This window comes from Mongoliimonas terrestris, assembly GCF_001927285.1.
Lineage (GTDB): Bacteria > Pseudomonadota > Alphaproteobacteria > Rhizobiales > Pleomorphomonadaceae > Chthonobacter > Chthonobacter terrestris.
The window spans coordinates 219909-241659 of sequence record NZ_MSIG01000001.1 but is presented as its reverse complement, the minus strand read 5'-3'; the positions used below and the strand labels follow the sequence as shown (position 1 = coordinate 241659).

The window sequence follows — 21751 nt, the reverse complement described above, 5'->3', positions numbered from 1 at the left end:
CCTTCCACAAGCAGATCCGCGGCTCTGTCAAGGTCCGCTGAGGAGAGGGGTTCCAGCATCAGGTCTCCAGGGGAGGCGCCAGCCATTCGTGTTCGAGCTTGTACAGGATTTCACTAACAGAATAGTAGTACCTCTTGCATATTCTGATTAACGAAGCGGGAGAGGGGTTCGCCGGGCCGTGCAGGGCCGTTTGGACGCCGAGGCCCGCCGCCAGGTCGACAGCCGGGCCGAGGAGACCTATCGGCCGTGTCCGTTCCACTTGCAGCCTTCCGCGGCCGTGTCCGTGTGCCGCCGGCCCTCGCCGGAGCCGTCTTTGCCCTCGCCGCCAAGGCGATCGGATCCGTCCTCGCCCTCGCCATCTTCGCTGTCGCGGCCCGGAGCCTCGGCGAGGAGGCGTTCGGCCGCCTCGCCGTCACCTTCAACGTGGCCGCCTTCCTGGCAGCCGTGGCGGTGCTCGGCCAGGACGCCCTGATCATCCGCTCATGGGCCGAAACCCGGGGCGCCGGCGACGACGGCGCGAGCCGGGGGGCCTATCTGTTCGGCTGGCGCGTCACCCTCGCGGCGGGTGCCCTCGCGGCGCTCGGCTTCTGGGTCGCGGTCGGCCTGATCCGCCCGGACCGCCTGTCGCTCACCACCGAACCGGCGGCGCTCGGCGCCGCGGCCGCCTTCCTGTTCGGCCAGACGGTGCTTGCCTACGCGGCCCATGCGGCCCGGGCGATCTCGGGCATCCGGGTGTCGGAACCCCACGGCGAGGTGACCTGGCGCCTCGTCACCCTCGCCGCGCTGGTGATCGGCATCGCGGTCGTCCCGGCCGCGACGGCGACGGTCTTCTTCGCCGCGGCGGCGGCCGGTTCCCTCCTGGCCGCTGCGATCCAGGCGGCGATGATCCGGCGCGATCTGCCCCTCGCGGTGCGCACGGCGTGCCCGCGCTACGCCACAAGGGCCTGGGCGGCCCGATCCGGCCGGCTGGCGGGCTCGACCACGGCGGAGGCCACCGCCCAATACGCCGACGTGGTGCTGATCGGCCTCCTCGCCTCGCCGACGGCCTCGGCCGCCTACTTCGTGGCAGCGCGGTTCGCCAACGTGTTCGCCATGATCGCCGGCGGTCTCCACGGCTATACGTCCTCGCGCTTCGCCACGCTCCACTACGCGGGTGACCGTGCGGGCGCCCAGGCGCTCCTCGGCACGGTCATCGCGGTCGCGTTCGCCCTCGTGGCGGTCCTGGCCGCCGTGGTGGCGGTGGGAGGGCCGCTTCTCCTTTCGCTCTTCGGAGAGGGCTATCGAAGCGAGTACGCGACCCTTATCGTCCTTTCCGCCGGCACCGCCTTCGCGGCCCTGATGGGTCCATCCCCGGTGGTCCTGATGGCGACGGGCCATGAGCGGCTCTACGGCACCACCATCATCGTCGCCCTTGCCCTTCGGGCGGCGGCGCTCGCGGTGGCCGCCCCCATGGCGGGCGCCTTCGGGGCCGCGGTCGCGGTCAGCGCCGTCCTGATCCCGACCTCGCTCTTCCTCGCGGTCGTCTGCCGCCGGCAGGTGGGAGCCGACCCGTCCGTGCTCGCACTCCTGCCCGGCCGCGCTGCCGCCAGACCGGCGCAGAATGCCGCCGACCGTTCGTAGCGGGCGATCGGTGTTGCCGGCGATCAAACCAGAATAGCTGCGCAACCTTCCGGGTCCGCCGACGGTTCACGTCGTGCAGGTCCGTGTGGTCGAGCCGGCGCCCGTGCTTGCGCGAGCCCCGTCACCCCGTCCGGACGGCCCGTTCCGACCCCCGGCTCGAGAGTGCGGATGGATACGCTCCCCTACTGCGGCCCGGCGCCGATTCCGGCCGAGATCTGGACCCGCTGGAACGGCGACCCCGTGCTGTTCGCCGCTCTCCTCGGCCTGCTCCTCGTGCCGCGCCAGCAGGCGGGGCCAGGCGCCGAACCCGCGCTGTTCCGGCTCGGCTGGATCGTCCTCGTCGTCATCTCGGTGTCGCCCTTCTGCGCGCTCACCTCCGCGCTCTTCTCCGCCCGCGTGGTCCACCACGTGCTCCTGATCGCGGCCGCGGCGCCGCTCCTCGTCCTCGGCGGTTTGCGGCTGCCGTTGCCGAAGGGGCTCGATGCCCTGCAGATCGGGTTCGCCCTGCAGACGACCGCGCTCGTGGTGTGGCACCTGCCGGCGCCCTACGCCGTGGCGCTCGCCTCCGACGGCGTCTACTGGCTGATGCAATCAAGCCTTCTCGGCAGCGCCGTGCTCTTCTGGCAGGCGGTGCTCGACCGGCGGACGGCCGCCGGCCCGGCGCTGGCGGCGCTCCTTGGCACCACCATCGTGATGGGCCTCATCGGCGCCCTGCTCACCTTCGCGCCGACGCCTCTCTACGGGCCGCACCTTTCCACGACCGCAGCCTTCGGCCTATCTGCGCTGGAGGACCAGCAGCTCGGCGGGCTCATCATGTGGGTGCCGGCCAACCTTCCCTTCGGCTTGGCCGCGCTCGCGATCCTTGGCCAGGTGCTCGGTCGGGCCGGTGTCGACGGCAGGGTCCGCGCCCGATGATCGCCTGGCTGAAGATCCTCCACATCGCCAGTCTCGTGGTGTGGTGCGCCGGGCTCCTGGTGCTGCCCGGCCTCTTCAAGCGCCGTCCGGTCGGCGAGGAGGGGCCGGATCTCTGGCGCCTGCAGCGCTTTGCGCGGGCGACCTTCGTGCGGGTGGTCTCCCCGGCGGCCTTCGTGGCGATCGGGACCGGCACGGCGCTGATCTTCGCCCGCGAGGTGTTCGCCCCGTGGTTCGCCCTGAAGCTGCTGGCGGTCGGACTCTTGGCGGCGGTCCACGTGCGGACCGGCTACGTGATCGTCGGGGTTTTCCGGCCGGAGGGCGCCTATTCGGCCCTGGAGCGCTGGTTCACCCACGCGGCGACCGCCGCGGTCGTCACCGCCATCCTGGTGCTGGTGCTCGCCAAGCCCGCGATCGATCTCGCCATCCTGCCGGACTGGGTGCTCCGCCCCGGCGGCCTTCAGTCCTTGTCCGAAAGGCTCATGCCGATCCCATGATCGAACACCAACTTGCCGCCATGCCAGCCGGCGAGCCCCACGAACACGCTCGCCAGGACCGACAGGAACAACCCGACCGGCAGCACGACGCCTTCGGGATCCTGAAGGCGCAGGCCCCAGTTCGCACCGGCGATCGACAGCAGCATCATGGCGGCCACCGCGTGCGTCCAGCTGGCGGCGCGCTTGCGGATACCGGGGACGAGCAGCAGTTCCGCCGTGCCGGCGAGGCCGGCGACGATGCCGAACAGGAAGGCGGCACCGCTCGACCAGAGCGCCGCCCGGGTCCAGAAGGGATCGGCGCTCCACCAGTAGAACACGTCGCATCCGAGCGTGCAGACGACGAGCGCGATCGGAAAGGCGACCGTCATGGCGTGGATCGGGTGCCCGGCCACGGCCACCACCGATGCGACGTCGTGCTTTTCGATCTCTTCGATGACCGGGTTGCTCATGCGGTCCGTCCTCGTCTGACACTGGGGGTCTGGCCTTCGTCCGGTCCGGGCGATGGATCGCGCCGGGCCGCCGGTGGGGAAACCCGCCGGGCGGCCGGATGGTTCGCCGTGGCGGGCGCGGGCCTCCTTCTCGCCGGCTGCGGCGGGCCGCTCTCCACCCTCGACCCGGCCGGACCCTCCGCCGCCTCGATCGCCCGGATCTGGTGGGTGATGCTTGCGGGCGCCGCCGTCATCCTCGCCTTCGTGCTGGTGCTCCTCGCCGTCGTGTTCCTGTCGCCGGACCGCCTGCGCGGGGTGCCCGGACGCGTCTGGATCGTCGGCCTCGGCCTTGCGTTTCCGCTCGTCACCCTGACGGCGCTCGTCACCTACGCTCTTTTGACCGGCGAACGCCTGATCGCCGATCCGGCGGAGAGAGATGTGGTGACCGTGCGGGCGGTGGCGCGCCAATGGGAGTGGCGGTTCGGGCCGCCGGACGGTCCGCTGACGGCCGGGCGGCTGGTGATCCCGGCGGGCCGGCCGGTCCATGTGGCGGTGACCAGCGAGGATGTGATCCACAGCTTCTGGGTGCCCCGGCTCGCCGGCAAGATGGACGCCATCCCGGGCCACGTGAACGTCATCCGCATCGTGGCGCCGGCACCGGGCGTCTATCACGGCGCCTGCGCGGAGTTCTGCGGCCTCGGCCACGCGGCCATGCCCTTCGTGGTGGAGGCGGTGGACCCGGCCGGGCTCAACGCCGCCGGGCTGACGGAGGCGCGGCCATGAGTGCGCCAAGCGATACCCACCCGGCCCGGACCGCCGGCGATCCCGCCCCGCCGACCTCGCCGGTGGCGCTTCACAAGGCGCTCGACGCCATCTGGCGCACGCCGCCGGGCTGGGGGCGGCTGTCGGCCGTCAACCACACGGTGGTCGGCCGGCGCTTCATGCTCACCGCCTTCGCCTTCTTCACCATCGGCGGCCTGCTCGCCATGCTGATCCGGGCGCAGCTGGCGACACCGCACAGCGCCTTCGTCGGACCGGCGCTCTACAACCAGATCTTCACCATGCACGGCACGGTGATGATGTTCCTGTTCGCCATCCCGATGCTGGAGGGATGGGCCATGTACCTGTTGCCGAAGATGCTCGGCAGCCGCGACATGGCGTTTCCGCGCCTCTCCGCCTATGGCTACTGGTGCTATCTCTTCGGTGGCTCGATCCTCATCGTGGCGCTCGCCGTGGGCGCGGCGCCGGACGCCGGCTGGTTCATGTACACGCCGCTCTCCTCGCGGCCCTACTCGCCCGGCATCAACGCCGACGTCTGGCTGATCGGCGTCACCTTCGTGGAGATCTCGGCCATCTCGGCGGCGGTGGAGATCATCGTCACCATCCTGAAGCTGCGCGCGCCGGGCATGTCGCTCGACCGCATGCCCATCTTCGCCTGGTACATGCTGATCACCGCCCTGATGATGCTGTTCGGCTTTCCGCCGCTCATCCTCGGCAGCATCCTCCTGGAGCTGGAGCGGGCCTTCGACTGGCCCTTCTTCGACCCCACGCGCGGCGGCGATCCGCTGCTCTGGCAGCACCTCTTCTGGCTCTTCGGCCATCCGGAGGTCTACATCATCTTCGTGCCGGCGGCCGGGCTCGTCTCCACCATGATCCCGGTGCTCGCCCGCCATCCGCTGATCGGATACACGGCCATCGTGGCGAGCCTCGTCGCGCTCGCCTTCCTCAGCTTCGGCCTCTGGGTCCACCACATGTTCACGGTGGGCATCCCGCACATGGCGCTCGCCTTCTTCTCCGCGGCCAGCATGCTGGTGGCGATCCCGACCGGCATCCAGATCTTCGCCTGGATCGGCACCCTCGCCATGGGCCGTCCCCGGCTCCATCTGCCGATGCTCTACCTCCTCGGCTTCTTCTTCGTCTTCGTCACCGGCGGGCTCACCGGCGTGATGGTGGCGGTGGTGCCGTTCGACTGGCAGGCCCACGACACCCACTTCGTGGTCGCCCATCTGCACTACGTGCTGATCGGCGGCTTCGTCTTTCCCATGCTCGCCGCCGCCTACTACTACCTGCCGCTGGTCACCGGCCGGCAGACCGTCTACGGCCTCGGCAAGGCGGCCTTCTGGCTGATCTTCCTCGGCATGAACGCCACCTTCTTCCTGATGCACCTGACCGGGCTGAAGGGCATGCCGCGGCGGGTGCATACCTATCTCGACGCCGTCGGCTGGACCGAGCTCAACCTCGTCTCCTCCATCGGCGGCTTCGTGATGACCATGGGGTTCGCGCTCTTCGTCGTGGACGTGGCGCTGCAGCGCCGCTACGGTGCCCGGACAAGACGAGACCCCTGGCAGGCCGAGACCCTGGAATGGGCGATCCCGCTTCCGCCGACGAGCTACGCCTTCCTGTCGATCCCCCATGTGGACGGCCGGGCGCCGCTCACCGACGCGCCGCAGCTTGGCGCCAAGCTCGCCGCAGGGGAGGGTTACCTGGCGCACGCCCGCAACGGCTGGCAGGAGACGATCGCTGTGGAGGCGCTGAGCGGCCGGCCGGAGCAGATCGTCGTGCTGCCGCGCCCGACGCTCCTGCCGCTCGTCTCCGCCCTGGCGACGGGGGTCTTCTTTGTCAGCGTGCTTTTCAAGGTCTATCTCCTGGCGCTCGCCGGTCTGGCGATCACGGTGTGCCTTCTTCTCGCCTGGACGCGCGCCGGCGGCGCCCGGTCCGACATCGGCCCGCTATCCGCCGGGCGGGGGCTGTTGCTGCCGACCCATCTGGAAGCGGCCCGCCCGCCGTCCTGGTGGGGCATGGTCTTCCTCCTCCTTGCCGACGGCACCATGCTGGCGTCGCTCCTCTTCGGCCTCTTCTTCCTCGCCGTGATCGCGTCCGGCTGGCCGCCGCCGGCCGGCCTTGACGGCGGGGTCGCGGCCGGTGCGGCCCTTGCCGCCGGCGCGTTCCTGGCGGCGCTCGCCGGTCGCGGCGCGCTCGCCCGGGCGCGGCGGGGCGCCTCGCCGTCGCTCCTCCTCGCCGGTGCGGCGGCCGGCGGGGTGGTGGCGCTCGGCGGGGTGGCGGGCCTCGTTCCGGCGCTTCCGGATCCGACCACCCACGCGTTCGGGGCCGTGTCGACGGCACTTCTCGCCTACGTGGGCGTCCATGCGGCGATCGGTCTCCTCCTTGCGGTCTACGGCTTGGTGCGGGTTCGCCGCGGCTTCGTGTCGGCGCGCCGCACCAGCGATCTGTCAATCGGCTCGCTCTGGCACGACTATGTGGCCGGCGCGGCCGCGATCGCGCTGGCGACCCTGTTCGGCCTTGAAGGGATGCTCGCCGGATGAACGCGCAGACCTCATTCCCGGTGTTCGTCACCGCCGGCTTCCTGATCTGGAGCAGCGCCTTCGTGATGCTCTACGCGGCCGCCTCGGCTGGGTGCGCGTTCGGCTGGCAGATGGAGATGGTCGGTCCGCTCAGCCTGCAGCGCCTGGTGCTGCTCGGGGTCTGGTCCGTCCATCTGGCGGCCTTCGTGCCGCTCGGGCTGGCGCTCCGGCGCCGCGGCAGCCCCGGCGATCGCCGTTCGGTGTTCGCCGACGCGCCTTTCTGGATTACCGGCGCGGCCTTCGCGGCGACCGTCTTCATCGGCGTTCCGGGTGCCGTGCTCACGGCGTGCGCCTGAGCGTCGTCCGGCCGCGCCCAACGCTTGCGCTTGGTCGGCACGCCCCCCACTTGGGCCGTGCATGGCGCCGTCGGTGATCCGTGCATGGACGATCAGAGAGGATGCCCCCCGTGTTCGACGCGAAGAAGCTTCTGGATCAGGTTCTCGGGTCCCAGTCGGGTGCCCTCGGCGAAACCGCGCGGCGGGTTCTCGGGGAGGTGACTGGTGGCCAGGGCGGCCTTTCGAAGGGCGGCGCTTCCGGCGGCAGCCGGGCCATGGACCTTGCGGGCGGCGCCCTCTCCGGGGGCGCTCTCGGTCTCCTCCTGTCCAACAAGAAGGCGCGCAAGACCGCCATGAAGCTCGGTGGCTCCGCCGTCAAGATCGGCGGCCTGGCGCTCGTCGCCGGCCTCGCCTACCGGGCCTACACCACCTGGCAGCAGAACCCGGCAAGCGCGCCGGCCGCCGCCGCGCCCGGCACCACGCCCGCCTTCGCCACCGCGCCGAAGTTGCTGCCGCCGCCGAGCGACAGCCCGTTCAACCCCGAGGTCGCGCCGGAAGGGCCGAACGCCCGCGCCGAGCATATCCTGGTCGCCATGATCGCCGGCGCCAAGGCCGACGGCCATATCGACGCCGAGGAGCAGGGCCGGATCTTCGCCCACCTGGACGGGCTCGGGCTCGACACCGACGCCAAGGCTTTCGTCATGGACGAGCTCCGCGCGCCCGCCGACATCGAGCGCGTTGTCCGCCAGGCGACGGACGAGACCTCGCGGATCGAGATCTACGCGGCCGCCCTCCTGGCGATGGATCCGGACACGCCGGCCGAGCGCGCCTGGCTCGACCTCCTCGCCGCGCGCCTCGGCCTTCAGAAGACCCTCGCCGCCGAGATCGAGCGGACCGCGGCGGACGCGCTTCGCGACGACGCCTGACGCGAGGCGCCGGACGGCCGCCCCCATCCGGGACCTCACTCCGCCGCTCCGCTGTCGCGGGCGGTGGAGCGCGTCCTGTCGACGGGGACGCGTCCTGCGGCGATCCGCTTCTCGGCCTTAACGGCGCCCAGCAGCACGACGCCCGGCGCCACGATCAGGAGGCGATGCCCGTGCGGTCGCCGAGCGGGGCGGGGATGGCCGGGCGCGGGATCGAGAGGGTCGCCTGGAATCCCTCCGCCGTCCGGGCGAACGCCAGATGGCCGCCGTGGAGGGCCGCGACCTCGTCGGCGATCGCAAGGCCGAGGCCGGTGCCGTCGCGATCGCCGGTCCGTGCCTCGTCGCCGCGGGCGAACGGCTGGCGCAGGCGCTCCACGTCGGCCGGGTCGAGACCCGGGCCCGCGTCGGTGACGACGAAATCGACGCGAGCGTCGCGGGCGACCGCCTCCAGGCGGACCGGCGGGGCGCCGTAGCGGAGGGCGTTCTCCACCAGGTTGGCGAGCGCCCGGTGGAGCGCCTCCGTCCGGCCGGGCGCACGGAGGCCGGCGGCGGAGGGAGTCACCACCAGCCCGTCGGCCGCGAAACGCTTCGCCAGATCGCCGAGGAGTTTCTCGACGGCGACGGGCGCCACCGGCTCGGCTTCAAAGCCGCGCGCGAAGGTCAGGAATTGGAAGAGGATGTGCTCGATGACGTCGAGCTGGCGCTCGGCGCTCGCCATCAGGGCGGGGTCCTCCGGCCGCATCAGGGCGAGCGCGAGGCGGAGCTTGGTGACCGGCGTGCGGGCGTCGTGGGAGATGCCGGCCAGCACGGTGCGGCGCCGCGCATCGTCCGCGCGAAGGCGGGCCGTCATCAGGTTGAAGCTCCGCGTCACCCGGGCAAGGTCGTCCGGACCGACCTCCGGCAGGGGATCCGGCAGGCGCGACAGGGTGAGGGCCTCGCTGGCACGGCCGAGCGCGGCGAGCGGGCTGAGGATCCCGGTGGTCAGGCGCGTGGCGACGAGTGCGGCGAGGGCCGCTGAAATCAGCGCGCAGAGCGCGAACAACCCGACGATGGAAAGGCGCGGCAGCGACCGCACGCCGATCCAGTAGCCGTCCTCCCCGATGGTGAGGTGCACCCAGAGGCGGCCGCGGCCGTCGGTCCGCCAGACGAGGTCCGCCCGGTCGCCGAGGGCCTCCAGGAGGGCGGCCATGAACACCCGTTCCAGAAACCGCGGCCGGCCGCCGTCGGCGTCCGGCGGGGTGGTGTCCGGCCGAAGGTCAAGCCAGCCCGCTTCCGGAAGCCGGGCCAGGAGCCGGCCCCGGTGCTCCGGGTCGACCTCGGCGAGCGCGTCGGCCACCGCGGCCACGCTCGCGGCGGTGGTCCGCGCGATGCGGTTGAGCTCCGGCAGCAGCACCAGCGCGTTGAACAAGACGGCCGTGAGGAGTTCGGCTGCGATCACCGCCGCCACCACGATGGCAAGCGTGCGGCCCCAGAGGGTGCGCAGGCCCGTCATGGCGCTTCGCCCGGTTTGACGACCATGTAGCCGTGCCCCCAGACGGTCTTGATCCAGACCGGCTCGTCCGCGTCGTCGCCGATCGCCTTGCGCAGACGCGCGATCTGCACGTCCACGGCCCGGTCGGTCACGGCGGCGTCGCGACCGATGGCGAGGTCGATGAGCTGGGCGCGGGAGAGCGGCCGGCCGGCATGGAGCACGAGCGTCTTCAGGAAGACGAATTCGCGCGTGGTGAGCTCGACGGGGAGGCCCGCGCGGGTGAGCTGGAGCCGGTCGAGGTCGAGGACGAACGGCCCGAAGGCCACCTGTCCCTCCGCCGGCAGCCCGAGGGGCGATCCGCCGCCGCGGCGCCGGGTGAGGGCGCCGATACGGGCAAGCAGTTCGCGCGGCAGGAAGGGTTTTGCGAGGTAGTCGTCGGCGCCCATCTCCAGGCCAAGCACGCGATCGATGGGGTCGCCCCGCGCGGTCAGCATCAGGATGGGCGTCTCCTCTCCGCCGGCGCGCAGGCGACGGCAGATGGCGAGACCGTCCTCGCCCGGCATCATCAGGTCGAGGACGATCACGTCGGCCGGCTCCCGGGCGATCGCCCGGTCGAGACCGGTACCGTCCGGCACGGCACGGACCGACAGCCCGTTCTCGCCGAGATAGCGCTGGATCAGGGCGCGCATTTCGGCGTCGTCGTCGACCACGATCACGCGTCCGCCTGACTTCGACACGCCGTTTCCCCTTATTCACGATGCCCCGCCGCCGGCTCCGCGGTCGGCTCCCGTCCGGCAGAGGTTAGGGCGCCCCGGGGTCCGGGTCTTGCTGGAAGATGTTACAGGCCGTGACGAAGCGGCCGTGGCGCAAGACCCTGAAACATCTTCGCCCGACCGGGCCACAACCCGGTAACAGCCCCGGCGCACACCGATCCCGGTCGGGACCGTATCGGTCCCCGTGCCGAGGAGACGATCATGATCATGACCAGAACCGGGACCAGGACCGGGACGCTTCTTGCCCTTGCGGCCGCCGGCGCCGTGCTGCTGTCGCTCGCCCCTGCGGAAGCGGCGAGTGGCCGTCTGCGCGTTCGCGGAGAGCAGGGCGTCGTCGCCGGCGGCGCCGCCAACGGCAACGCCTGGGTGCGCGGCCGCACCCATCGGCAGAACGCGGACGGCTCACGGACCGCGGCGAGCGGTGGCGCCATCCGGCTCGGCAACGGCGCCACCGCCGCCCGGGCCGCCACCACGACCGTCCAGCCGGACGGCAGCGCTGCCCACAGCGGCGGGTTCGCCGCCTCGGGCGCCAAGGGCACCGTGACGAGCTCCGGCAGCGCCACGCGCGCCGCCGACGGCACCATGGCGGGGTCGCGCCAGACCAGCGTCACGGCGGCGAACGGCAACAGCTACCAGGGGACGGTCGCCTACGACCCGGCCACGGGCCTTGCCCGGAGCGGCGGCTGCCGGGATGCCTCCGGCGCCGCCATCGCCTGCCCGAGCCGCTGATCGCTGACACCGGAGGATACCTCATGAAAGCGCATGGATGGGTGATCGCAGCGGTGTTGGCGGGCGTTGTCGCGGCGACGGGCACGGCCTCCGCCGCCCCCGACGCGCGGCGGATGCTGCAATCGGCGGACCGCGACGGGGACGGGATGGTGACGCGGGCGGAGTTCGCGTCCAGCCGCCAGGCGGTCTTCGACCGTCTTGATCGCAACCGCGACGGCGTGCTGGACGGCGCGGACCGGGCCGGCGTGCGCCCGGTCCCGGCCCGGCTGCGGGACGCGGTCGCCGGCGCCGACCGGAACAGAGACGGGCGCATCACGAGGGCCGAGTTCGCGGCCGCGCCGACGCCTCTGTTCGATCGCGCCGACACGGACGGCAACGGCGTGGTCGACGCCTACGAAATGGCAAGGCTCTGACCGAAGGCAACGGAGAGGCCGGCGTCCGGGTGTGAACCGGCGCGGCCGGGGGGCGGCGTCGGCCAGAGGCTCAGAACGAGCCGCCGGTGCTGAAGCCGCCCTTCGACCCCGATCCGCCGCCCATCCGGCCGCCAGTGCGGAAGCCGCCGCCGCTGCGGCCGCTTCCGCCGAAGCCACCGCCGAAACCACCGCGGTTCGACTTCGGCGTGCGGCGGCGGAAGCCGTCCGAAAGGGCGTCGTTGAGCTTGCCGGAGGTGAGCACGCCGCGGATGATGCCCTCCACGAGGCCGCCGATGACCGCCTCGTTGACGAAGCCGCCGAACGGGTCGTCATAGCCGGACTTGCGAAAGCGGTCGCCGGACTGTTCCAGTTCGGTGCGCCGGCCGGCGAGGTCGAGGGAGGCCTTGCGCAACTCCTCCATCTGCGCTTCGACGCGCACCAGCGACCGCTCGATGTCCTGGAGCCGCTGGACGATCCGCTCGTCCTCCGGCGTCGGGGTCGCCTCCGCCTCGCGGTAGAGGGCGCGGAGATCCTCACGCGACAGGGCGGCGGCGAGATCGTCGAGCGCGGCCTTCACGTCCGGGCTGGTGGTCTCGTCGAGGGCATCGCGGGCCTCCGCGTCGAGCCGGTCGAGGTCTGCCTTGATCGCCGCCTCGGCCGCCTCCGCCTCGGCCAGATGGCTCACGATCGTGGTCGCGCGGGTCTCCAGCGCCACCACGCCGGCAGCTTCCAGCGCCGCGCGCTCCACCGCCTCGCGGGCGGCCTCCGCTGCCGGGACCATCGCCGCCACGCGGTCGGCGTGCTCGCGCAGGCGCTTGGGGATCTCGTTCAGCATGAAGTAGTTCGGCCGGTTCGCCTCGTAGGCGATCAAGGCCGCCACCTTGCCATCGAAGTAGCGGGTGATCGGGCCGGCCCGGTAGGCGGGGGTGCCGAAGCCGCGGGTCCACAGGTACATGAAGAGACTGTCGGCCTCGAAGGGCTTGCGCTTCTCCTCCCGATCGGCCTCCGCCTGCACGGCCTTCTGCTCGGCTTCCGCGGCGGTCGCTTGCGCATGGCCGATGCTGGCCTCGGCGGCCGTCCAGGCGGGATCGTCGGCGATCTCCGCCTCCACGCGCGCCTGCAGGGCGTCGATCGCCTCCACGGCCTCGTCCCGGGCGGCGGCGCGCGCCGCCCGGTCCTCCTCGGCGGTCTCCAGCCGGTCGAGCAGAGCCTTCCGGCGCGCCGCGAGGGCGTCCATGGTGCCGCGTCGGCGCTCCAGCATGTCGAGGGCGCGGCGCTCGGCGCTGTCGAGCTGGCCCACCACCTCGTCGCGGGACAGCGCGTCGAGACGCAGCCGCGCGAGCGCCCGGAACCCATCCGTCCGCTCGGTGCGCAGCCGGTCGCCCTCGGCGGTGGTCTCGGAGAGGAGCGCCAGGATCCGGTCCTCGTCCCGGCGCAAGGTCTGGATGCCGCGTTCGATCGACGTCAGGGCTTCACGGGCCGAGATCATGAACCGTCATTCCTTCCAGTCCGTGATGGCGCCGCCGAGCACCGGCATGCTGTAGACCACGTCGAGGGATCCGCGCGGCTTCTCGCCGACGAGGTCGTCGTCGACGATGCCGTCCGCCTGCTTGTCGCGGCGGACCCGGTCGAAGGTCGCCTCGCTGACCCGGATCCCCCACACCGGGACGGTGGCGGTGCTGCCGTCCTCCTCGCTCGTCACCGGCAGGGCGAGCGGCCGGCCGTCGGGGCCGATCGCCTCCACCACGAGGTAGTAGTTGCGCGCGTTGGTGTTGACGTCCGGCACACGCCAGACGCCGGAACTCTCGCCGGGCCGGGAGACGATGCGCACCGCGTACGTCTGCACGAGGCGCTGGCGCAGCGCCTCCACGGCCTGGAGCGCCGCGCGGGTCGCGGGCGCGTCGCCCCGCGCCAGGGCGGCCCGCGCGTCGGCGATCGCCGCCGCGGCCGTGGTCCGGGCGCGTTCGTCGCGCGCCTCGGCGAGAAGGAGGGCCTCGGCGGTTCCGATCGCCTGCGGCAAAGTCTCGGCGATCTCAACACGCGCCGCCTCCGCGGCGGCCTGGTTGGCCTCCGTGCGCCAGGCTTGCCAGCCGGCGACGCCGCCGACCAGGAGCACGAGAACCAGGACGGCGCCGGCCACCTTGCGCCGGTTCACCCAGGCCTTCGCCAGGGTGAGGGCGAAGCTCGGCTTCGGCGGGTCGTAGGTGAAACGGCTCTCGCGGAGCGCCCGGATCCCCTCGTCGAGGATGCGGTCGGTCACCGCGAGGCCTTGGGCCTCGTAGATCTGCCGGAGGCGCGCCTTGAGGGCCGCGTCGCGGGTATCCTGGCCGAGCTCCTTGGCGACGAGCCCATCCTGGTGGCGGAGCGTGTCGACCACGTCCATCGCCAGCATCAACTCGTCGAGCTTGCCTTCGGACGCCGTGCCCGCCGCGTCCGCCGTGGGCGCCGTCATCCCGTCAGCCATCGATCAGGAGGGCATTGCCCTCGGCCGCGAGACGGGCCATGCGGCGCTTGCCGTCCTCCACGGCGTAGCGGATCTCGTCGGAGTTCTTGGTGGCGAGCTCGCGCATCTCGGCGATGATCTCGGTGGACCGCTCCTGGAAGGTGACGACGCTGTCGACGAGCTTCTTCACGGCGTCGGCGCGGATGGTCGGGCCATAGCCGGCCTTCAGCGCCTCCTCCTGCACCTTGCCGCCGATCTCGGCCAGGACCTCGATCGACTTGGAGACGCCCTCCTTCATCTCATTGAGCGTCTGGGTGGACTCGTGCAGGCCGAAGAGGCCGGTGAACGAGGCCTTGAGGGCGGTGAGAACGCTCTCGTTGGTGGAGAAGAAGGACACGGCCTGCTGGTAGACGCGCTCCTTGGCGCTGGTCGTCTGCATCAGGCGAGCCATGATGACTTCGGAGGTGTTGTAGCCGATGGTCAGGTTGTCGGCGAGATCCTTAGCGACCTGGTAGCGGCCCTCCTCGGTCTGCAGCTTGCGCAGCACCTCGTCGCGCACCAGCTCCAGGTGGGCGCGCTCCGCGGCGACGCTGCCCGCATAGGCGGTGACGGCATCGGACGCCTTGCCGAGTTCGACCTTGGCGGCCTCCAGCTTCTTCTCCGCCGCCCCGAGGATCTCCAGGCCGGCGACCTCCGCCTGCTTCAGGGCGCCGCGAAAGTCCCGGTAGGCCTCCAGGATGACGTGCTCGCGCTCGATGTTGGCCTTGGTGTCCTTGGCGACGGCAAGATACGTGTCCTTGATGCCGTCGAACCGGTGGGCGATGTCGCCGCGCGAGATCTTCATCCAGGTGTTGGTGGCGCGCTCGAAGAGGTCGATCTTGCCGTCGTCCAGCTGGTCGACCATGCCCTTGGCATCGTCGCGGATGGAGTTGAACGCCTGCGTGATCTCCTCGTAACGCTGGCCGACCGACATTTCGGAGATCTGCTCGCGGACCACCTCGTTGAAGACGCTCATCTGCGTCAGGGTGCGGGTGATCACGGCGATCTTGTCCGGCGCGATATCGGTGATCTTCTCCAGGAGGCCGACGATCGGCGTCTCCTCTGTCCTCTCCGGAACGAGACCGAGATCCCTGAGGCCCGCCATGGCCCGGTCCAGGTACTGAAGCGGCGTCTTGACGATCACATCCGACATCACGGTCTCCCCCACATGCTGAGCTGCGACGCCCCTCTAGGTATGGCCGCAGCTTGACGGTTTTAATACTGCCGATGCCGTTTGTCCTATCCCATTGCCGATAAACGCGCGGACGAAGGCCTCCAGGGGCGTCAGCCGACAAGCCGCCCCGGATCATCGAGCCTTCCGCCGGCGGGTGGCAGACGCACAACGCAATCGCCCGCGCCGATCCGCTTGAAAAGGAGCGAACCGGTCCGACGAACGCCTTCCGCGCCCTCGTCAGGCGACGGACGTGGTCCCAAGTGGCCGTGATCGATCCGCCCTTCGTGAAAGACTGCAGTCACATGCATATATGCGGATTGCATGTTGGTAGTATTTACTTATTCTTAGGTCGTTCATGCACCTCATGTAAAAAATTAATATGAGGAAATGCAATGGGCGGGCGAATTGTTGTCTACTCCCGGTTGGTCGGCTTCGTGGTTGTCGCCGTCATGGCGGTGGCCATCGCTTTCGGCCATGGTCTGATCCAGGACGTGCGGATCGGCGGACCCATCTACGGCAACCTGATCGCCGGAAAGGACGTCATCGCCGATGTCCTGCCGCCGCCGCTCTACATCATCGAGCCCTATCTGGAGGCGAGCCAGGCCATGCTCGACCCCGCGTCCGCGGCCGTCCGGCAGGACAGGGTGGCGGATCTGAAGGCGCTCTACGACGAACGCCGGGCCGTCTGGCAGGAGGCGACCTTGACGCCGACGCTGAAGGCGACCCTGCTCGCCGACGCCCACGAACCGGCGGATCGCTTCTTTACCCTCGCGTTCGAGCGCTTCTTCCCGGCGCTGCAGGCGAACGACCGGGCGGCGGCCGACGCCGCCTATGCGGAGATGAGCGCGCACTACGCCACCCACCGGGCCGCGGTCGACCAGGTGGTGGCGTTGGCGAGCACCTGGTACGCGGAGACGGAAGCGCAGGCCATGAGCACCATCCCGTGGGCGCTGTCCCTGCTGGCGGCCCTTGCCGCCGTGATCGTCGCCCTGGTGGTGGGCACGGTGATCCTGGCGGAGACGGCCGTGATCGGCCCGATCACCCGTGTGGCCGCCACCATGCGGCGGCTTGCGGCCGGCGAGGCCCTCGGCAGCGTTCCGCCGGTCGGCCGCACGGCCGAGATGCGCGACCTTGCCGCCGCCATGACGGTGTTCGCCGCCAACGCCCGGGAGAGAGCCGGTCTCCTCGATGCGGTGGAGGAAGGGCGGCGGGAGGCCGAGGCCCGCAAGGGAACACTGGAGCAGCTGGCCATCAATTTTCTCGGGGACGCCGACGCCATGAAGACGGTGCTCGACAGGGAGGCCCATGTGGTCGGCGGGTGCGCGAAGGCGTTCGGCCAGACGGTGAACGCGTCCGAGGTGGAGGCGCAGAACGGACTGGCCGCGTCGATCACGGCCGCCGAGACCGTGCGGGCCGTCGCCGCCGAGGTCGGCCACCTCTCCACCTCGACCCGGCAGGTGGCCCGCCAGACCGAGGAGGCGCGGCGCATCACAAAGGCCGCGGCGGACCGCGCGGCCGCCGCGGAGCGCGACGTGCAGGCGCTGACCACCGTCGCCGGTCAGATCAAGACCATCCTGGAGGCGATCGGCGGCATCGCTTCGCAAACCAACCTTCTCAGTCTGAACGCCACCATCGAGGCTTCGCGGGCCGGCGACGCGGGACGCGGTTTCGCCGTCGTCGCCGCCGAGGTGAAGGCGCTCGCGGGCGAGACCGCACGGGCGACAGCGGAGGTGGACCACCTCCTCCAGCAGATCAACGGCTGTACCGGTGCGGTGGTGGACTCCATCGGTCGGATCGTGAGCGAGGTCGAATCCGTCAGTGCGCTCAACAGCGAGATCGCCGCGGTGATCGCGCAGCAGGAGCAGGCCACCGCCCAGATCGCCGAGAACGCCGAGAAGGCGTCGCACAGCACCGACGGCGTGCGCGAGACCAGCGCCCGCCTGACCGAGATCGTCCGGGGCGCCGGCGTGGAGGTGCGTCGGGTGAGCGACGCGTCGCGGTCGCTGTTCGACGTGCTCGGCACCTTCTCCAAGGGGACGGATCGCTTCCTCGGCACCATCTCACATGACATGAAGGAGCGGCGGTCCCACGTGCGGCACCAGGTGGGCGACCCGGTGGAGCTGGTGATCGGCGGCCGGCGGATCGCCACGTCGGTGAAGGATGTGAGCCTCGGCGGGGCCGCGGTCGCCAAGGTTCCGGGTGTCCAGGCCGGGACGGCCCTCGCCCTCGTGTTCGACGGCCGGGAGATTTCCGCCGAATGCATCTGGGTCGGCGATACGCATTTCGGCGTGCGCTTCCGGCAGGTCCAGACCGAGTTCCCGGTGCTTCTGCGCAAGGTCAGCTAGAGCCCGCGGCGGCGGACCGGACAGGGACGCCGCCGTGCCGCTCGTAGCGCGGACTCCAGTCGTCATGGATGATTTTGTCCGCCCGGCTTCAATAAAAGCACGAATAGGATCAGAATAGGCTTGAAAACTGTCTACCGCGTCATCATCTATCAGTCTTGTGCTTTCCGGAAAATCCAGAAATCGACAAGTCGTAAACGCGAGTTCAGCGTTGCGTCTTGACGCGTTTATGTGGATGGCCGAGGCAGAGACGGGTGGAGATGATCATGGCCAAGGAACAGAAGCGCGGCAATAAAGAAACCCGCAAGCCGAAGTCCAAGAAGGAGACCGTCGCTGCGCCGGTCGGCCTGGTGCAGGGCATCAACGCCGCCGCCGCATCTGCCGCCAAGAAGGCCAAGAAGTAGTCCGCCATGGCCGTGCGCACCACCGAAAGCCTGGTCACCTTCCGCCGACCCTTCCTGCTGTCCGGCCTGGAGGAGCGCCAGGCCGCCGGAACCTATCGGGTGGTGATCGACGAGGCCGAGATCGAGGGCATCAGCTTCCTCGCCTGGCAGCGGGTCGCCACCATGATCCATGTGCCGGCCGTCACGGTGAAGACCGGGACGCGGCAGGTGTTCCAGGTCGACGCGGACGAACTGGCCGAGGCGATCTCCGCCGACGCCCGCTAGGGCCGTCCGACCGGGCGGGCCTGTCAGCTCGGCAAGAAAACGCTCTCGCCGCACGAGCAAGGCACCCGCCTGATCGGCCCTCCCCGGGCAGCCGCCGGAACACCCGGACCGCCTTGGCGGTTGGACACCGCGCGCGTGGCGCGCGGGGGATGCCGGATGACATCGACAGGGTTGCCGTGGGTGCGCGTGGTGCCGGGTGTGCCCGCGTTCGAAACCGAAGACGGTGCTCCCTTCGTCCCGATCGGCCACAACGACGCCCTCAGCTGGGTGGATCTCTCCGGCCTCTACCGGCGGCGGGATGTGGAGAGCGCGGCCGCGAACCTTTGCGCGTTGCGGCACCATGGGGTGACCGTGGTGCGGATGATGCTGGAATGCGCACACGCCCGCCATCGCCTCCTGGAAAGCCCGGTCGGGCGGTTCAACCCGCATGTCGTCCGTTTCTGGGACGACCTGGTCGGCCTTGCCGAATCCACCGGACTCCGGCTCCTCCTCACACCGTTCGACACCTTCTGGACCTGGATCCGCTGGCGTCACCATGCCTACAACGTGGAGAACGGCGGCCCTCTCCGCTCGCCGCACCGTCTCCTCGTCGATCCCGGCGCACGCGCGGCGATCAAGAACCGGCTCTCCTTCGCCGTCCGCCGGTGGGGCGGCAGCGGGGCGATCTTCGGCTGGGATCTCTGGAACGAGATCCACCCGGCCATGGCGGAGGAGAGCGCCGACGTCTTCCCCGCCTTCATCGCCGATCTTTCCGGTCATGTGCGCCGGCTAGAGCTGGACCTCTACGGCCGCAGCCACCCGCAGACCGTGTCGCTGTTCGGGCCGGAGCTCTGGTGGCGGCCGCACATGCCGCTGGAGGATCCCATCTTCCGCCATCCCGATCTCGATTTTTCGACCATCCACATCTACCGGGAAGGCACCATCGACGACCCGCGCGACACGGTGGCACCGGCGCTCGACATGGGCTCGATCACCGCCGACTGCGTGGGCAAGGTGCCGCCTGACCGGCCGTTCCTCGACACCGAGCACGGGCCGATCCACCGCTTCAAGGACAAGAAGAAGGCGCTGCCCGAGCCCTTCGACGACGAGTATTTCCGCCACATGCAATGGGCGCACCTGGCGGCCGGCGGGGCGGGCGGCGGCATGCGTTGGCCGAACCGGCACCCCCATCGCCTGACCGACGGCATGCGGCAAGCCCAGGCGGTGCTGTCCGCCTTCTGCGCCCTGGTGGACTGGCAGCAGTTCCGCCGCGTGGTGGTGCATCGCCCCGAGCCGGACACGGGTGCGGTCGCGGCCTTCGCCACCGGGGACCGGCATCAGGCCGTGGTCTGGGCCATCCGCCGCGACACCATCGGCCCGGACGGACGGCTTGACGCCGCCGCCCCGCCGATCGAGGCGCAGGTGCTCGTGCCGACCTTGGAGCCGGGCCGCTATCGGGTCCGGCTGTTCGACACACGGGCGGGGGTCGTGGTGTCGTCGACCGACGTCACGGCCGGACCGGACGGACTGACCGTCGTGCTTGCGGGCCTGCGGACCGATCTTGCGGCCGCCGTGGCGCGCCTGCCCTGACGGGGCTGTTTCCGCCGACGCGGCCGGTCGACGGCGTCTTGGCGCCGCTACGAGCCGATCGGCACGGCCGGCGACCCGACCGGCGTTTCGAGGAACCCGTCGGCCGCGTCCGTCAGCGGCTGGACAGAGAGGAGCCGGCGCCGCATCTCGGCCCAGGTCCGGTCCCATGACAGGCCCGCCAGGAAGGCGTCCGCCCGGGCCTGCCGGACCGCCCGGGGCTCTGCCAGCACCCGGTCGAGCGCTGCCGCGAACGCTTCCGCCGTCGCGGCGATCGCCACCAGGTTCTCGTCGCCATAGGGCGAGACCACGTCCCGGATCGGCGTGGAGACGACCGGCAGACCGGCCGCCAGGAATTCCGGTGTCTTGGTCGGGCTGATGAAGCGGGTCGCGTCGTTGCGGGCGAACGGCATGAAGCCGGCGTCCCAATGGGCCATGTAGGCCGGCAGGTCCGCATAGCGTTTGATGCCGAGCCAATGGATGTTGTCCGCCTGCGGCAGGTCCGCCGGATCGATCTTCGCCACCGGACCCAGCATGACGAACTGAAGGTCCGCGCGCCGCCGCGCCAGGTCCGCCACGAGGTCGGTGTCCAACCGCTCGTCGAGCACGCCGAAGAAGCCGACGCGCGGGCGGGGAATGGCACGCTGGTCCGGCGGATCGGCGAGGGGGCCACCCGCCGCGCCCGGCCGTGCCGCCGCGAAGTGCCCGGCGTCGACGCTGCTTGGAAACAGGTGGACGTTCGGGTGGAGGCGCCGCTTGGCCTCGAAGAGGCTGCGACCGCCGGTGAAGACCACGTCGGCGCGTCGGAGCAGTGCGTCCTCCAGCGGCTCCAGCTGCTCGGACGCGCCCCGGAAGGCGCGAAGCTCGTCCATGCAGTCGTAGACGCAGAGATCGCACGGATGGTGCGCGCTGAAGAGCAGCGCCATCGGCGTGTAGTACCAAAAGACGATCGGCGCGCCGGCATGCCGCGCCAGGAGATCGGAGAGGATCAGGCGCTGCGCCTCAAGGGCGAGGCCGGTGGAGGCGCCCTGCGGCAGCACCGGGGTGACGACCGTGACATGCTCCAGCGGCGTGGTGACGTCGATCCGCGGCGCCGCCGCGTCTCCGTCGTAGATCGGCTCCTCCAGGAAATAGACGGTCGCTTCCTTTTCGATGCGGCTGAAAATGTGGTGCGGTCTCTGGAAGACGAAATTCCACCGAAGGTGAGAAAAGCACATGAAAACCGATGCATCCAGACCATTTCGAACGCGCATCGTCTGTTCCTCGACACTGCTGACGGGCTCTCGAACGGTCGGGGCGCCATGTTGTTCCCGCTCTGGCCCGCAGGCACTCTCCTGGCGACCGCCCTTTCGGTCGAAATGACGGTAGCGCGCGAGCGGCCTGGACGCGCCGCGCGCGCCGGTCGGATCCGGCGTCGCGGGATGAAAAAGGATGGGTCGGCGCGCGGGTCTGTAGAAATCGGGCGGTCGTCAGCCGTCAACGGGATGTCGGCGCCCGGTGGGGGCGCCGGATACCGGAGGATCCAACCTCATGTCCCCTCGTCTTTTCGTTCTCTGCCTTGCCGCGGGCCTTGCGGCGACCCCGGCGGCGGCGGATTCCGCCGATCGCGCCACCCTCCAGGCCCTGCACGGGACCTATGCGAGCCCCGCCGTGGAGGAATGGTACGGCGGCTTCGGCACCCGCGAGTTCGTGTTCCGCGACGGCCGGTGGAGCCTCACGTTCGTCCACGCGCTCGACCCGGCCATGACCCTGCGCACCTTTCAGTTCCGCACGGGCGGCGCCTACCGGGTCGAGGCTCCGTCCGCGACCGTGCCGGGCGCCTTCCATACGGTCTTCGACGAGGACTGGAAGCATGTCACCCTACTGACCGGCGCGCCGGAGATCGTGGCCGCCATGGGAATGGCCGACTGCGGGCTGACGCCGAACCTGGAGGCGGACATCTCCGTCGCCGGGTGCGCGGCCTGGCGTCCGGTGGCGGTCTGCGGAGAGGATCACGATCTTCTCGCCCTCTCCGCCGAGGGCCTGCATTTCGGCGTGCGGCCCGCCGACAACGACATGTGCACCGCCGACAAGGTGCCCACCGCTTTGCTTCCGGCCGTCGTGGCCCGCTGAGGAG

At 70.8% G+C, this 21751-nt stretch carries 21 protein-coding genes; 14 read left to right on the top strand and 7 right to left on the bottom strand.

Translation table 11 applies throughout. The features are described from left to right. Positions 1-246 precede the first annotated feature (246 nt). From BUQ68_RS00970 to BUQ68_RS00960, 3 genes are all read left to right on the top strand, one after another. Positions 247-1620, top strand: coding sequence for a lipopolysaccharide biosynthesis protein (locus BUQ68_RS00970; protein WP_075214063.1), 1374 nt, complete (start codon positions 247-249; stop codon positions 1618-1620). A 168-nt stretch (positions 1621-1788) separates the two neighbouring features. Further along, on the top strand, positions 1789-2535 hold the full coding sequence (locus BUQ68_RS00965; protein WP_075214062.1) for a cytochrome c oxidase assembly protein: 747 nt from the start codon (positions 1789-1791) through the stop codon (positions 2533-2535). After that, positions 2532-3029 (top strand): CopD family protein, encoded by a 498-nt coding sequence (locus BUQ68_RS00960; RefSeq protein ID WP_075214061.1) that lies wholly within the window; start codon positions 2532-2534, stop codon positions 3027-3029. The genes BUQ68_RS00965 and BUQ68_RS00960 overlap by 4 nt, the downstream gene beginning before the upstream one ends. Here BUQ68_RS00960 and BUQ68_RS00955 read toward each other — a convergent pair. Continuing rightward, positions 2993-3478: a DUF2231 domain-containing protein gene (locus tag BUQ68_RS00955; protein ID WP_075214060.1), complete on the bottom strand. Its 486-nt coding sequence runs from the start codon at positions 3476-3478 to the stop codon at positions 2993-2995. The genes BUQ68_RS00960 and BUQ68_RS00955 overlap by 37 nt on opposite strands. A 108-nt stretch (positions 3479-3586) precedes the next feature. On the opposite strand from BUQ68_RS00955, the gene BUQ68_RS00950 reads away from it, so the two are divergent. From BUQ68_RS00950 to BUQ68_RS00935, 4 genes are all read left to right on the top strand, one after another. Next, positions 3587-4240, top strand: a complete 654-nt coding sequence (locus BUQ68_RS00950; RefSeq protein ID WP_075214059.1) for a cytochrome c oxidase subunit II — start codon at positions 3587-3589, stop codon at positions 4238-4240. After that, the gene (gene ctaD / locus BUQ68_RS00945; RefSeq protein ID WP_075214058.1) at positions 4237-6780 is read left to right on the top strand and encodes a cytochrome c oxidase subunit I; all 2544 of its coding nucleotides are present in this window, start codon (positions 4237-4239) and stop codon (positions 6778-6780) included. The genes BUQ68_RS00950 and ctaD overlap by 4 nt, the downstream gene beginning before the upstream one ends. Beyond that, positions 6777-7115, top strand: a complete 339-nt coding sequence (locus BUQ68_RS00940; protein WP_075214057.1) for a hypothetical protein — start codon at positions 6777-6779, stop codon at positions 7113-7115. The genes ctaD and BUQ68_RS00940 overlap by 4 nt, the downstream gene beginning before the upstream one ends. A 110-nt stretch (positions 7116-7225) precedes the next feature. Continuing rightward, on the top strand, positions 7226-8020 hold the full coding sequence (locus BUQ68_RS00935; RefSeq protein WP_075214056.1) for a tellurite resistance TerB family protein: 795 nt from the start codon (positions 7226-7228) through the stop codon (positions 8018-8020). A gap of 154 nt (positions 8021-8174) precedes the next feature. Here BUQ68_RS00935 and BUQ68_RS00930 read toward each other — a convergent pair whose 3' ends face one another. Beyond that, positions 8175-9509 carry an ATP-binding protein gene (locus tag BUQ68_RS00930; protein ID WP_075214055.1) on the bottom strand — a complete coding sequence of 445 codons (1335 nt, stop codon included), beginning with the start codon at positions 9507-9509 and terminating at the stop codon, positions 8175-8177. Next, positions 9506-10225 (bottom strand): response regulator, encoded by a 720-nt coding sequence (locus BUQ68_RS00925; protein ID WP_075214054.1) that lies wholly within the window; start codon positions 10223-10225, stop codon positions 9506-9508. Before BUQ68_RS00925 ends, BUQ68_RS00930 begins: the two co-directional genes overlap by 4 nt. 237 nt (positions 10226-10462) lie before the next feature. Between BUQ68_RS00925 and BUQ68_RS00920 the strand changes: the two genes are divergently transcribed. Continuing rightward, entirely contained in the window at positions 10463-10990 is a 528-nt protein-coding gene (locus tag BUQ68_RS00920; protein ID WP_083656062.1) for a hypothetical protein, read from the top strand. A gap of 23 nt (positions 10991-11013) precedes the next feature. Further along, entirely contained in the window at positions 11014-11403 is a 390-nt protein-coding gene (locus BUQ68_RS00915; RefSeq protein WP_075214053.1) for an EF-hand domain-containing protein, read from the top strand. A gap of 70 nt (positions 11404-11473) precedes the next feature. On the opposite strand, the gene BUQ68_RS00910 is transcribed toward BUQ68_RS00915, so the two are convergent. Genes BUQ68_RS00910 through BUQ68_RS00900 form a run of 3 tightly spaced genes read right to left on the bottom strand, consistent with a single transcriptional unit; the run spans position 11474 to position 15038 of the window. Further along, on the bottom strand, positions 11474-12892 hold the full coding sequence (locus tag BUQ68_RS00910; RefSeq protein ID WP_075214052.1) for a coiled-coil domain-containing protein: 1419 nt from the start codon (positions 12890-12892) through the stop codon (positions 11474-11476). Between the two features lie 6 nt (positions 12893-12898). Next, positions 12899-13855, bottom strand: coding sequence for a DUF6384 family protein (locus BUQ68_RS00905; protein ID WP_075214051.1), 957 nt, complete (start codon positions 13853-13855; stop codon positions 12899-12901). A gap of 4 nt (positions 13856-13859) precedes the next feature. Further along, entirely contained in the window at positions 13860-15038 is a 1179-nt protein-coding gene (locus BUQ68_RS00900; RefSeq protein ID WP_075214050.1) for a cell surface protein, read from the bottom strand. A gap of 413 nt (positions 15039-15451) precedes the next feature. Between BUQ68_RS00900 and BUQ68_RS00895 the strand changes: the two genes are divergently transcribed. The 4 genes from BUQ68_RS00895 (at position 15452) to BUQ68_RS00885 (ending at position 19638) form a co-directional block, all read left to right on the top strand. Then, positions 15452-17404: a methyl-accepting chemotaxis protein gene (locus BUQ68_RS00895; RefSeq protein ID WP_075214049.1), complete on the top strand. Its 1953-nt coding sequence runs from the start codon at positions 15452-15454 to the stop codon at positions 17402-17404. 257 nt (positions 17405-17661) lie between these two features. Next, positions 17662-17805 (top strand): hypothetical protein, encoded by a 144-nt coding sequence (locus BUQ68_RS23535; RefSeq protein WP_175577693.1) that lies wholly within the window; start codon positions 17662-17664, stop codon positions 17803-17805. Positions 17806-17811: 6 nt separating this feature from the next. After that, positions 17812-18069, top strand: a complete 258-nt coding sequence (locus BUQ68_RS00890) for a hypothetical protein (protein WP_075214048.1) — start codon at positions 17812-17814, stop codon at positions 18067-18069. Positions 18070-18225: 156 nt separating this feature from the next. After that, positions 18226-19638: a glycoside hydrolase 5 family protein gene (locus BUQ68_RS00885; RefSeq protein ID WP_075214047.1), complete on the top strand. Its 1413-nt coding sequence runs from the start codon at positions 18226-18228 to the stop codon at positions 19636-19638. A 47-nt stretch (positions 19639-19685) separates the two neighbouring features. On the opposite strand, the gene BUQ68_RS00880 is transcribed toward BUQ68_RS00885, so the two are convergent. Beyond that, a complete protein-coding gene (locus BUQ68_RS00880; protein ID WP_075214046.1) occupies positions 19686-20852 on the bottom strand; it encodes a glycosyltransferase in 1167 nt (388 codons plus the stop codon). 313 nt (positions 20853-21165) lie between these two features. Here BUQ68_RS00880 and BUQ68_RS00875 point away from each other — a divergent pair, with 313 nt between their 5' ends. Then, positions 21166-21747: a hypothetical protein gene (locus BUQ68_RS00875; protein ID WP_075214045.1), complete on the top strand. Its 582-nt coding sequence runs from the start codon at positions 21166-21168 to the stop codon at positions 21745-21747. Positions 21748-21751: the final 4 nt, after the last annotated feature.